Here is a 12338-nt window from a genome sequence, read left to right on the forward strand (position 1 = left end):
CCGCCCGCACCCCAGAACCGCCCGCACCCCGGAAATGGGATAGCCCTTTACTCCCATCGAACCGATAGATAATGTCGCCATCGCCTTCCGCGATCCACTGGAGACGATGTGACGAATTCTGGGACCACCCGGCGTGGAGTGATCGGCGCGCTCGCCGGCGCCGCCGCCGTGACCGCCCTGCCCGCCGAGACCGCCTCCGCGAACGCGGCAGCCGCGGAGACCCCGTTCCGGGCCAAGCCGGGCTCCTCGAAGCGGCCGAACATCCTGTTCATCCTCGCCGACGACCTCGGCTGGGCCGACCTGAGCAGCTACGGCTCACCGGAGATCAAGACGCCGAACCTGGACCGGCTGGCGCGCGGCGGCGTGCGGTTCACCCAGGCGTACTCGGCCGGCGCGGTGTGCTCACCCACCCGCGTCGCGCTCTACACCGGCCGCTTTCCCGGCCGTACCCCGGGCGGGCTGCCCGAGCCGATCGGCAGCGCCAACGAGCGGGACGGCATCCCGTCCACCCACCCGACGCTCGCCTCGCTGCTGAAGAAGGCCGGGTACACCACCGCGCTGATCGGCAAGTGGCACGGCGGTTTCCTGCCCTACTTCAGCCCGCTGCGGGCCGGCTGGGACGAGTTCTTCGGCAACTACTCCGGCGGACTCGACTACTACTCCAAGATCAGCGGAAACGGTCACGACCTCTACGACGGCGAGACGCCGGTGCAGTCGGACCAGTACTACACCGACCTGATCGCCGACCGCGCCGAGGAGTTCGTGCGGCGCGAGCACCGCAAGCCGTGGCTGCTCAACCTCAACTTCACCAGCCCGCACTGGCCGTGGGAGGCCCCCGGCGACCGGGCGCTGAGCGAGGAGATCACCGCGAGGGTCAAGGCCGGTGACGGGCGCGCGCTCTTCCACTACGACGGCGGGTCGCTGGAAACCTACACGAAGATGGTGGAGAACCTGGACCAGCGGATCGGCCAGGTTCTCACCGCGCTGCGCCGGACCGGCCAGGAGGAGAACACCCTGGTGGTCTTCGCCAGCGACAACGGCGGCGAACGCTTCTCGTACAACTGGCCGCTCACCGGCAACAAGGGCAGCCTGCAGGAGGGCGGCATCCGGGTGCCGACGATCCTGCGCTGGCCGGCCCGGGTCCGCAGCGGTCAGGTCAGCCACGAGCCGGTGGTCACGCACGACTGGACGGCCACCCTGCTGGAGATCGCCGGCGCCGCGCCGAGCCCGGAGTACCCGCTCGACGGCGCGAGCTTCGCCGGCTACCTGCTGCGTGGCGCGGACGCGCCGGAGCGGGACCTGTTCTGGCGTACCCGTGCGAATCGCGCCCTGCGCCGGGGCAAGTGGAAGTACCTGCGGCTCTCCACCAGCGACGCGCTCTACGACGTCGAGGCCGACCCGCGGGAGCAGGCCAACCTCGCCGCGAAGCACCCGGAGATCGTCGCCGAGCTCCGGGCGAAGTGGGAAGAGATCAACTCCAAGCTGCTCAGCTACGGCTGACCGCTGTAGGCGGCCAGTCTCGCCGCGGCCGCCGTCTCGAACGGCTCGATCCCCGCGGTGAGCCGGCTGACCAGGTCGCCGGTGGTCGCGATCGCTCGCGCGACCACCGGCTCCGGCCCCACTCGGTGAACCGCCCAGCCGGACGGCACGCTGCCGTCGGCGGCGACCGGCACCTGGCCGGACGTGACGATCAGACGGCTGTCCGGCGCGACAGCGACGACGTGGCTGAACCCGTTCGGCGTGGGCGGGGAAGGGAAGTCGAGCGTGGCCATCCGCTCACCTTAGGCAGCCGCCACGACACCGCGCGATCCAGTATCGCCCGGGACATCACGATCACGCAGGTGATGCCGTTGAGGAACGCGGCGACGACGTCGCTGGGGTGGTGCATGCCCCGGTACATCCGGGAGAACGCCACCCCGATCGGCACCAGGACCAGCGCCCAGCAGAGCGCCTTGAGCCAGGTGTGCCGGGCCAGACCGGCGAGCAGCAGCGCCAGGCCGAGGTAGAGCGCCACCGACGCCGAGGTGTGGCCGGACGGGAAACTGCTGGTCGGCGGCGACGCGTCGAGGCGGTGCACGTCCGGGCGGGGGCGGTCGATCGCCTTCGTGGTGAAGAAGAAGACGAGCGCCTGCGCGGTGACCGCGAGGCAGAGGAAGATCGGTTCACGCCAGCGGCGGAGCACCAGCCGCAGGATCAGCGCGACCACCGCGGTGACCGCGATGATCCAGCCGGTGTTGGCGATCGCGCTGACCCAGCCGGAGACCGCGGTGAGCGGCTCGGTGCGGTCGGCGGCGAACTCCCGGTTCACACCGTCCTCGACGGTGAGCGGCCACCAGTGTGCCGCTTCCCGGGTGAGCAACAGCCCCAGCCCGATCAGAAACAGCAGCAGGGCAGCGATCGGCAGCACGATCCGTTTGATGGCCTGCACAGCGACAGCGAACATGGTCGCTGGGTTTACCCGGACACCGGCTCCGGGACACCTCGGCGGGAGAACGCGGCCGCCGTCGCCACCGCCACCGCGACGCCGAGGAAGAGACCGGCGACCACGTCACTGAGCCAGTGCACACCGAGACCGACCCGGGTCAGCGCGGTGACCAGCGGCAACACGATCGCCCCGGTCCACAGCGCGGCCCGGGCCAGTGGCCGGCCCCGCGTCATCGGCAGCAGAACCAGCAGGAAGACGGTGGCGCCGAGCGCGGCGTTGAGCGCATGGCCGGACGGGAACGCGTACCCGGAGGCCTGGGCGACCGGTTCCAGGAACTCCGGCCGGTGCCGGCTCACCAGCAGTTTCAGCACCGCGCCGAGCACCCCGCCGGCGATCATGGTGATCGTCGCCCAGAACGCAACCGGCCGCGCCCCGCGCCGGGCCAGCCAGATCACCAGGCCCAGCACGGCGAGCCGCCACGCGGTCGGGCTGAGCAGGTGCGTCATCCAGGTCAGGGCGTCCACCCAGCCGGGATTCGCGTGCGCGATGTCGTGCCACCGGTCGGAGACCGAGCGGTCGAGGTCGTGCAGCGGCGCCCAGCGCCCCACCACCAGGGCGGCGAGCAGGGCGAACGGGACCAGCAGCATGGGGGCCGCCACGGCGGCGGCGCTGGTCCGTACCTCCAGGGCGGTGTTCTGATCGTGGCGCATCACATCCGATTACCCCAGACGTCAGCTGCGAAGCACCTGTGGGGCCGGACCGGCGGCGAGCTCGTCGATCCCGCCGATCGCGTCGCGCACCTGGCCGACGAGCGCGCTGATGGTCCGCTGCTGGTCGTCGGCGACCGAGCGGACCTGGCCGATCGCCACCCGGACGCTGTCGATCGCCTCGGTCATCGTAGCGACAGCGCCGGAGACGTCGGTGGCGGTGGTGGTCAGCATGCCGAGCGTCGCGGTGATCCGCTCGGCGGACTCGGCGGTGTCGTCGGCCAGCTTGCGGACCTCGTCGGCGACGACCGCGAAGCCCAGTCCGGCCGGTCCGGCCCGGGCCGCCTCGATAGTGGCGTTCAACGCGAGCATCCGGGTCTGCCCGGCGATCGAGGCGATCAGCGCCACCAGGTCCCGGGTGGCGGGCAGGCTCACGGTGAGCGCCTCGACCGCCCGGTCGGCCTGCGCCGCGTTGCCGGCCATCTCCTCGGTCGCGGCGTGCGCGGCCGCCGACCCGGCGTTGATGTCGGCGACCGAGGCCTGGACCGCGTCGACGCCGCGCACCGCGTCGCCGAGCCGGCCGGACACCCCGCTGATGATCTGCGCGGACTCGGCGCGGACCCGCTCGGCCGTCTCCCGCCGGTGGTCCTCCTGCTCGCGCAGCCGCGCCTCGCGCTCCTGCTCCTGACCGGCCCGCATCGCGTCGATCTCCGCGGAGTTCCGGTCGATCGAGCTGAGCATGTCGTTTATCGCGCCGCTCAGCGCGTCGATGTCCGGGCTGCCGGCCGGCGGCACGCGCAGTCCCAGGTTCCCGGATTTCATGATCTTTTCGACGGTACGGCGTAACGGCCGCACCTGGTTCCGGACCGCCCGCCGCTGCGCCATCGCGATCATCGCACCGGCCAGCGCCATGGTCACCAGCACCACCCCGCCGAGCCGCCACAGCGTCGACCGGGCGAGGGCGTGGATCGTCCGCTCGTTGATCGACTCCAGGGTCACCGGGACGCCGTCCACGCCGGTGATCGTGCAGGCCACCGCCATCCTGTCGCCCACCGCCGCGGTGGTCACCGCGATCGTCCCGAACGCGCTGTCCAGCTCGCGCAGCCCCTGTGCGCCGGCCCGTGGCGCGGCGCGCAGGTCGATCACGTCGTCGGTCTGCCCCGCGAGGGAGGCCACTCCGGCGTCGTCGAGGGCCCGCACCAGCAGCAGCGCGCCGGCCGGGCGGCCGGCGCCCATGTCCCGGTAGACGGCGAAACTGCAGAACTCGGCCGGTCCGCCGGTGACGCTGGTGAGGCCGCAGTACCCGGCGCCAGCCTCGCCGTCGGGGCGGATGTAGTCGCGCATCGTGGCCGGGTCGTCGAACGGTGCCGGCATCGGCGCGTACCGGCCGTCCCGCATCGTCCCGCCGACCCGGATCGTCCCGTCCGCGGCGACGCCCACCGCCGCGGTGATGCCGTAGTCGCCGCTCAGCACGGCCGGCGGCAGGTCGATCGCGAACTGCGCGTCGTCGCCGGCCGCGATGTCGTCGTAGAGCCCGGTCCAGATCGAGTTCGTGACGCCGAAGTCGCGCAGCCGCTGCGCGTGGGCGCCGATCGCCACCCGCAGCTTCTCGGCCTCGCGGCCCAGCTCGCTGCGTTCCAGCTGGTCGAAGGCGCGCAGGGTGATCAGGTAGACCGGCACGCCGAGCACCACGAGCATCAGCGCGACAAGCGCCAGGGTCGGTGCCAGCTCACCACGCCGCAGCGCCGCCACCGGCCGGAACCCCACACCTGCCCGTTCGGCACCGGCGCGTGATCGCTGAGCACCGGGCTGCCCGCGCATTGAGGCACGGTCCGATAAGGCGGGAGATATGGGCCTTTGCCGCTGGGCGCGGGTTTGTAGCGTGCGTGCGCGTGACGACACCCCTGGGGCCGGACGATCCGCGCCGGCTCGGCCAATATCACCTTCGCCGGCGGCTCGGCGCGGGCGGCATGGGCACGGTGTTCCTGGCGCACGACGCCGACGACCGGCGGGTGGCGATCAAGCTGATCCGCCCGGAGCTCGCGGCCGACCCGGCGTTCCGGGCGCGCTTCCGCAGCGAGGTTCGGCGGGCCCGGCAGGTGCCGCCGTTCTGCACCGCCGCCGTGCTCGACGCCGACCCCGAGCACCCGACGCCGTACCTGGTGGTCGAGTACGTGGAGGGCGCCAGCCTGGCGGAGATGGTCCGCCGGGACGGCCCGCTGCGCGGCGGCGACCTGCACAGCGTGGCGATCGGGGTGGCCACCGCGCTCGCCGCGATCCACAGCGCCGGGGTGATCCACCGTGACCTGAAACCGGCGAACGTGCTGCTCTCGCTCGGCACCCCCAAGGTGATCGACTTCGGGATCGCCCGGGCGGCCGAGGCGCCGACCGAGCACACCCGGCCCGACCAGATGGTCGGCACGATCGCGTACATGGCGCCGGAACGGTTCGCGACAGGCGCCGATCGCCGGCCGCCGGAACCGGCCATGGACGTGTTCGCGTGGGGCGTGCTGGTGGCGTTCGCGGCGACCGGGCGCACGCCGTTCGCCGCCGACTCGCCCGTCGCCACCGCCGCCCGGATCCTCACCCAGCCGCCGGACCTGGACGGCCTCGACGCCCCGATCCGCGCGCTGGTCGCGGCCGCCCTCGCGAAGGATCCGAGCCGGCGCCCGAGCGCCCACGAACTGCTCAGCCGGCTGCTGGCGGCAGGCGCCGCGGATCAGGCCGGCGCGGTCGACCCGCAGCTGCAGTGGGCGGCCCTCGCCATGCGCAACAACGCGGACGCCGCGACAGCCGAGGCCGAGGAGGCCGCCGAGGCGTGGGCGTGGGTGGCCCGGCGCCGTCGCCGGAGGCGGTTCGCCCGCTCGGCCGCGACCGTCACCGCGCTCACGGCCCTCCTCCTGGCCCTCTCGGCGGCCGGTGCCACGCTCCTCGACCGGCGTGCCGGCCGCCCCGGCGCGGACCCGTTCCGGTCCATCACGCTCGCCGACCCGCTGCGTACCCCGGGCACCTGGCGGCCGGCCGGCAGCAGCGATCCCTCCGACGCCTGCCTGTTCGCGCCGGCCGGGATGTCCGCTCAGCGCCGCCTCACCCCCAGTCAGCGATGCCTGGGCCCGGAGCGATCCTTCGCCAACCCGATCATCGCAGTGAACATGACCGTCCCCGATGCCGGAACCTGCGCCGCGGTCTGGCTGCGCGTCACCTCGGACGGCGCCTACCGGGTGGCGATCTGCCCGGACTACCTGGCGCTCGACGCCGAGGACGGCGCCGGGATCACCGCGATCAACAAAAGGGAGGTGGACAGCCGGTCGTGGGCCGAGTCCTGGCCCACGCTCACCATCGTGGCCCGGGGCCCCTACATCGACGTCGACCTCGAAGGCACCGGCCCGCTGCGCAGCCGGGTCCCCTCGGTGGCGCCCTACGCCGGGCGGCTGGCGCTCGGCGTGGTGCGGGACGACGCCTACGACCCCGGCGAGGAGGACAGCCACGATCCGCTCAACGAGTACGGGTACGCGAGCTTCGCCGACCTGCGGGTCTGGGAGCCCTGAGGGATCACTGGCTGCCGCGCAGCGCCCGGACCGCCTCCAGGAGCTCCTGCTGAGTGATCGGCTCCGCTCCCCCGGCTCGGGCGTCCTGCATCGCCTTCGACAGCTGCACCCGGCGCAGCACCTCCTTGACGTCGGCGCCGGTCATGCCGGTGCTCGCCACGCCGAGCGCGCCGAAGTCCAGGTCGTCGGCGAACATCCGGAAACCGGGCGTCTCGTGCACCGCGATCAGGGCACGGACCATCTTGCGGAAGATCTCCGCGCGGGCGGTCTCGTCCGGTTTCGGGACGCTCAGCTTGATGTCGAAACGACCGGACCGGATCAGTGACTCGTCGACCCGGCCGGGGAAGTTCGTGGTCGCCACGACCAGGACGTTCGGGTTCGCCTCGATGAGGTCGTTCATCTCCTGCTTGAAGATGCCGGCGACCGCGTTCAGCGCCTGGCTCGCCGCGTCGCCGCCGGCCCCCGCGTAACTGACGATCGAGTCGAACTCGTCGAAGAGCATCAGCGTCGGCACCCGGTACCGCCGGGCGTCCCGGAAGATCTGCTTGATGTTGCGTTCCGAGCCGCCCAGCCACTTGTCGAGGATCTCCGGCGTGCGGATCTCCCGGAAGTCGGCGCCGATCTCGTTGGCCAGCGCCCGGGACAGCATGGTCTTGCCGGTGCCCGGCGGCCCGTACATGAGAATGCCCTGAGGGCGGCGGGCCCCCCAGCGTGCCATCGCCTCCGGGTGCCGGAAGGAGACCGCCACCTGGCGCAGTTCGGAGACCACCTCGGCCAGGCCGCCCACCATGTCGAGGGTGACCGCCTGGGTGGTGACCGGCGTCTTCGGCAGGCTCTCCCGGCTCACCACGTAGGTCCGCCCGCGCAGCGCGTCCGGCTCGCTCAGCTCCAGCACCGCCTGCAGGGTCAGCGTGACGAACGCGCGCAGGTGCTCCGGCCCGACCTCGTCGCGCGGCACCAGGGCCTCCAGGACGGCGACCGACCCGCTCTCCTCGTAGGTCACGCTCGCCTGCAGACCCACCGCGGCGTCGGCGAGGACTCCCGGTTCGCGGTCGGCCGCCGGCCCGGCGGGCCGATCAAGACCCAATTTCCGGTACGCGGCCGCGGCAGCCGTCCCGACCCCGTCCACGATGCGTGTCGCCACCGGATCACCGGCGGCGATGCGTTTCGAGAGCAGGAGTCCGATCGGGTCGTTGCCGAGCACCAGCTTGCGCATCCGCTCGGTCGACATCGGCTCCTCACCGGCCGCGATCCGTGCGGTGAAGACGTGGTTCGCCCCGTCCGCCGCCACCGTCAGGTCGACACGCTGCACCGGGGCCGGCCACGCCGCCCGGCGCAGCAGCTCGACCGGGTTCACCCGGGCCGCGGCGAGCAGCGTGACGGCGTCGACGAGCTGGACGGTCGCTCCCCCGTACTCGAAGGTCTCGGTGTTGGGCCGTGCTTGCGACATGCTGCCCTCCGCGGTGGTCTCGTTCATCCAGAGTGACACGGCCGTGCATTCACGTGACCGTTCCGCTTCCCGCAGGCATCCAGCCGGGTTAATCTCAGCGACGCTGACAACCCTCGATGTCGCGGGATGGCGCCGGCTTCCGGCGGCGGATCGCGACTGTCGCTCGGAGGAGAGTTTCGTTGCGCAAACTGGCCATCCCCGTCATCGCGACATTGCTCGTCGCCGGCGCCGCACAACCCGCCGCGGCCGGCCACGGGCACCATCCGGAGAGTTCCAAGCGGCTGCGCGAGGCGGTCACCGTCTCCGGCGTCCGGGACCATCTGAAGGCATTCCAGAAGATCGCCGACCGGAACGACGACACCCGCGCCTCCGGCACCCCCGGCTACGAAGCCAGCGCCGCCTACGTCAAGAAGAAGCTGCAGCGCGCCGGCTACCGGGTCACCGAGCAGAAGTTCGTCTTCCCGTTCTTCGACGAGCTGGCGCCCGCCCAGCTCACCCGGGTCTCCCCGGCCGGACCGGCCTACGAGACGCACACGTTCGACTTCTCCGGCTCCGGTGACGTCACCGGCCAGGTCGTGCCGGCGCTGAACAACGTGCTCCCGCCCACCCCTGCGCCGAGTTCCACAGCGGGGTGCGCTCCCGCCGACTTCGCGCCGGCGTCGGCGACCGCGCCGCAGATCGCGCTGGTCCAGCGGGGCGGCTGCGACTTCGCCGTGAAGGCGGCGAACGCGGAGACCGCCGGATACGACGCGGTGATCATCTTCAACGAGGGCCAGCCGGGCCGTGACACGCTGCTCACCGGCACCCTGGGCGGGCCGTTCGACCTGCCGGTGGTCGGCCTGAGCTTCGCCGACGGCAGCGCCCTGGCCGCGGCGGCCTCGGCGGGAGTGGTCACGCTGCGGGTGGTGACCAGCACGTTCACCGACCCGAACGCGACCACCAGCAACATCATCGCGGACAGCCGGGGCGGTGACCCGAACCGGGTCCTCGTCGTCGGCGCGCACCTCGACTCGGTCACCGCCGGTCCGGGCATCAACGACAACGGCAGCGGCACCGCCACGATCCTGGAGATCGCCGAGCAGGTCTCCCGTCTTTCAGTGCGGACGAACCAGAAGCTGCGGTTCGCGTTCTGGGGCGCTGAGGAGGCCGGTCTGCTCGGCTCCGAGCACTACGTGAACACGCTTTCCGCGGCCGACCAGGCCAAGATCTACGCGAACCTGAACTTCGACATGGTCGGCTCGCCGAACTACGTGCGGTTCGTCTACGACGGTGACGGGTCGGACACCGGCACCGCCGGGCCGGCCGGCTCGGGTGAGATCGAGGCGGTCTTCACCGACTACTTCGCCGCGCAGGGCCTCGCCAGCGACCCGACCGCGTTCGACGGGCGCTCCGACTACGGGCCGTTCATCGCGGTCGGCATCCCGGCGGGTGGCCTGTTCAGCGGCGCCGAGGGCGTGAAGACGGAGGAGCAGGCAGCGGAGTACGGCGGCACGGCCGGTGAGCCGTACGACCCGTGCTACCACGAGGCCTGCGACGACATCTCCAACCTGAACAACCGCTCGCTGAGCGAACTGGGCGACGCGGCCGCGCACGCGGTCTACACGGTGGGCCGGTTGAAGGGCGACCTGGTCAGCCCGGCGGCTCCGGCGAGTGGCGCGGGCGCGGCGGGTAGTGGGGGCGCACACGGGCACCCGGCCCGCTGATCGTCTGGCACGTGGGTGACCGGGGCGCCGCTGAATCGCGGCGCCCCGGTTCGCGTCCGGACCCCCGTGGTCGCTCCGCACCGCGTCAGCGGGTCCGTGTCGCGCGGCGTCGCCGTGGCCGGGCAGTCCTTGGCCGCGTCGCCATGGCCGGGCCACCCGTGGCGGCGTCGCCGTGGCCGTGTCGCCGTGGCCGCGTCGCCGTGGCCGCGTCGCCGTGGCCGCGTCGCCGTGGCCGCGTCCGCGCCAGCCGGGTCGACAACCGGTCACCGAGTCGTAGCCCACGCAGGCAAACGCCCGTGATCACCTGCCTCAGCTACGGCTCGGAGACGCGAGCCGTAGCCCACGCACGTTCCGCCGACGTTTTAGATGCCTGGACTACGGCTCGCAGACGCCAGCCGTAGCCGAGACAGGCTCCACCAGCGTTTTACATGTCTGGACTACGGCTCGCGTTTCCGAGCCGTAGCCCACGCACGTTCCGCCGACGTTTTGGATGCCTGGACTACGGCTCGCAGACGCCAGCCGTAGCTGAGGCAGGTTTCCCGGGGCGCGGGTCGGGCTGCGGGGCGCGGGTCAGGCTGCGGGACGCGGCCGGGCTACGGCTGGACGGGCCGGGGTGGTTGCTTAGCGGAGTGGGGGGCTGCTCGGGTGGTCAGGGTGTGGGTCAGGATGATGATCAGGCAGGCCACGGCGCCGCCGATCAGGGTTTCCAGGCCTCGGTCCCAGAGGAGGCCGGCCATCGGGCGGGGCGCGGCCACCTGGTTCATCAGCAGGGCCAGCGGGGTGATGAAGAGCATCGCCACGCCGTAGTTGCGGCCTACCAGCAGTTCGGCGGTGATCTGCAGGACGGCGAGGATCGCCACCGCGGGGTACGGGCCGAAGCCGGGCGCCAGCACCAGCGCCGCTATCAGGAGTCCGCCGAGTGTTCCGGCGATGCGGTGAGCGGCGCGGACCAGCTGGGCGGAGCGGCCGCGGGCGGCGAGCGGGGCCACCGCGGCGACCGTCGCCCAGTAGGGGTGGCCGATCCCGAAACCCGTCGCCACGGCACCGGCCACCAGGGCGGACACGGCGACGGACACCGAACCGGGCAGGGCGTGCCGGAGCCTCACCCGCACATCCGCCCGCGGCAACTCTCCAAGATCGACAGCCGAAGCACCAGCAGCCGAAACACCCGCCGCCGAAGCACCAGCAGCCGAAGCGCCTGCGGCCGGAGGACCCGCAACCGAGCCGCCCGCGGCCGAAGCACCCGCGGCCGGGCCCGCCGAGGTCCGGCGCACGGCCCGGACCAGCGCCGACATACTCCCGACCAGCAACGAGAACACAGCGCTCGCGGCGGCCACCGCCACGGCCGGCGGCAGATCGGCGAGCTGATGATGCACCGAGGCCACCGCTCCGAACGCGAACACCAGGAAGAGCGCGCCCGGCGGGTGCCACTCGGCGACCGAGGCCAGGGCGCTCCCGGCCCCGCCGATCAGCGCGGCGATCACGACGGCCAGCCAGGTGCGGGCCTCCAGGACGCTGACCAGCACCCCGATCAGGACGGCCAGCACCAGCGCGGCGGCCGCCCCGGACTGCATCGCCAGGCGGGAGCGGCCGGTGCGGGTGCGGCCGTAGAGGGAGGTGAACGCGCCGAACGCCGCGTACATCGACCAGTGCGGGCGGTCGATCAGCAGCACGACCAGCAGCGGTGCCGCCACGCTGACGCCGGCGCGCAGGGCGGCCGGCAGGTCTTTGGACAAGATCCCCATCGGGTACGACCTTAGGCCCGCCCCGTGGCGGGAAACAGATTTCCGCGAGGGACGCAATAGTCAGTTCCGTGCGATGACCAGGGCGGCGGCCCGATGGCAACATGACGCAATGTTGGTCTTGTTCGCGCACAGCGGTACCGGTTCGCCCGTCGCCACGGTGCACCGCGGTGACGGGGTGGTCCTTCAACTCCCGGGCCACGACCGGAAATTCCGGGTTCCGCACGACCTCGCCCACTTCGCCACCGAGCGGGCCCTCGGGATCAGCGCCGGCGTCTTCGGGGCGATCGCGGCCGGGGGCGTCTTCTCCACCATGCGGCTGGTCAGCGGCAAGCCGCGCCACGACGCCGCCCAGCGCAGCCGCCAGCTGCTGGACGCGAACAAACGCGCACTCACCATGGCGGAGCTGCTGGCGGGGGTGGTGCACCGGGCGGTCGAGGAGGACGAGACCGATCGGGTCACGGCCCTCGTGCGGGACGCCTGGATCTCGTTCGACGGGTCCGAGTTCCCGTGGTCCGACGAGCAGGTGACCGAGGCGGCGACCACGCTCGCCGAGCTGGCCCGGGAGTGGGAGGCGCTCGGCGCCGTGAAGGCGATCTGGCCGGACGATCTGGTCGCGCCGATGCCCGTACCCCATGGGGTGCGACGAGGCAGGCGCGGGGGGCCCCTGGCGGGGCCCCCGGCCCCGGGGGGGCCGCGGGTTTACGTGGGTGGTTAGGGGGGGGGGGGCCGGCCGCGGGCCGGGGGGGGTGTGGTGTTTTTG

10 protein-coding genes are annotated in these 12338 nt (G+C 72.5%); 4 read left to right on the forward strand and 6 right to left on the reverse strand.

The annotated features are described in order from the left end of the window. Window positions 1-108 precede the first annotated feature (108 nt). Complete coding sequence (locus AB0F72_RS28535; protein ID WP_360437087.1) at window positions 109-1500, forward strand: sulfatase-like hydrolase/transferase; 1392 nt, start codon at window positions 109-111, stop codon at window positions 1498-1500. Here the strand turns inward: AB0F72_RS28535 and AB0F72_RS28540 are convergent. From AB0F72_RS28540 to AB0F72_RS28555, 4 genes are read right to left on the reverse strand one after another with little or no spacing between them, the layout of a single operon-like run. After that, complete coding sequence (locus tag AB0F72_RS28540; protein ID WP_360437090.1) at window positions 1491-1772, reverse strand: hypothetical protein; 282 nt, start codon at window positions 1770-1772, stop codon at window positions 1491-1493. The genes AB0F72_RS28535 and AB0F72_RS28540 overlap by 10 nt on opposite strands. Then, window positions 1691-2443, reverse strand: coding sequence for a phosphatase PAP2 family protein (locus tag AB0F72_RS28545; RefSeq protein WP_360437093.1), 753 nt, complete (start codon window positions 2441-2443; stop codon window positions 1691-1693). Before AB0F72_RS28545 ends, AB0F72_RS28540 begins: the two co-directional genes overlap by 82 nt. Before the next feature lie 11 nt (window positions 2444-2454). Next, window positions 2455-3135 carry a phosphatase PAP2 family protein gene (locus AB0F72_RS28550; protein ID WP_360437096.1) on the reverse strand — a complete coding sequence of 227 codons (681 nt, stop codon included), beginning with the start codon at window positions 3133-3135 and terminating at the stop codon, window positions 2455-2457. 21 nt (window positions 3136-3156) lie between these two features. Then, window positions 3157-4953, reverse strand: coding sequence for a methyl-accepting chemotaxis protein (locus tag AB0F72_RS28555; protein WP_360437099.1), 1797 nt, complete (start codon window positions 4951-4953; stop codon window positions 3157-3159). A 71-nt stretch (window positions 4954-5024) separates the two neighbouring features. Between AB0F72_RS28555 and AB0F72_RS28560 the strand changes: the two genes are divergently transcribed. Beyond that, on the forward strand, window positions 5025-6680 hold the full coding sequence (locus tag AB0F72_RS28560; RefSeq protein ID WP_360437103.1) for a serine/threonine-protein kinase: 1656 nt from the start codon (window positions 5025-5027) through the stop codon (window positions 6678-6680). A gap of 4 nt (window positions 6681-6684) precedes the next feature. Here the strand turns inward: AB0F72_RS28560 and AB0F72_RS28565 are convergent, their stop codons facing one another. Further along, complete coding sequence (locus AB0F72_RS28565; protein WP_360437106.1) at window positions 6685-8130, reverse strand: ATP-binding protein; 1446 nt, start codon at window positions 8128-8130, stop codon at window positions 6685-6687. Between the two features lie 179 nt (window positions 8131-8309). On the opposite strand from AB0F72_RS28565, the gene AB0F72_RS28570 reads away from it, so the two are divergent. Continuing rightward, entirely contained in the window at window positions 8310-9833 is a 1524-nt protein-coding gene (locus tag AB0F72_RS28570) for a M28 family metallopeptidase (protein ID WP_360437109.1), read from the forward strand. 593 nt (window positions 9834-10426) lie between these two features. Here the strand turns inward: AB0F72_RS28570 and AB0F72_RS28575 are convergent. Further along, window positions 10427-11578: an FUSC family protein gene (locus AB0F72_RS28575; protein WP_360437112.1), complete on the reverse strand. Its 1152-nt coding sequence runs from the start codon at window positions 11576-11578 to the stop codon at window positions 10427-10429. Between the two features lie 109 nt (window positions 11579-11687). Here AB0F72_RS28575 and AB0F72_RS28580 point away from each other — a divergent pair, with 109 nt between their 5' ends. Continuing rightward, window positions 11688-12293, forward strand: coding sequence for a hypothetical protein (locus AB0F72_RS28580; RefSeq protein WP_360437115.1), 606 nt, complete (start codon window positions 11688-11690; stop codon window positions 12291-12293). The last annotated feature ends 45 nt before the right edge of the window (window positions 12294-12338 follow it).

This window comes from Actinoplanes sp. NPDC023936 (assembly GCF_040639325.1).
GTDB lineage: Bacteria > Actinomycetota > Actinomycetes > Mycobacteriales > Micromonosporaceae > Actinoplanes.

Coding starts and splice junctions, on each gene's coding strand:
- AB0F72_RS28540 (WP_360437090.1), bottom strand. CDS start 1,772: ATGGCCACGCTCGACTTCCCTTCCCCGCCCACGCCGAACGGGTTCAGC.
- AB0F72_RS28545 (WP_360437093.1), bottom strand. CDS start 2,443: ATGTTCGCTGTCGCTGTGCAGGCCATCAAACGGATCGTGCTGCCGATC.
- AB0F72_RS28550 (WP_360437096.1), bottom strand. CDS start 3,135: ATGCGCCACGATCAGAACACCGCCCTGGAGGTACGGACCAGCGCCGCC.
- AB0F72_RS28555 (WP_360437099.1), bottom strand. CDS start 4,953: ATGCGCGGGCAGCCCGGTGCTCAGCGATCACGCGCCGGTGCCGAACGG.
- AB0F72_RS28565 (WP_360437106.1), bottom strand. CDS start 8,130: ATGTCGCAAGCACGGCCCAACACCGAGACCTTCGAGTACGGGGGAGCG.
- AB0F72_RS28575 (WP_360437112.1), bottom strand. CDS start 11,578: ATGGGGATCTTGTCCAAAGACCTGCCGGCCGCCCTGCGCGCCGGCGTC.
- AB0F72_RS28580 (WP_360437115.1), top strand. CDS start 11,688: ATGTTGGTCTTGTTCGCGCACAGCGGTACCGGTTCGCCCGTCGCCACG.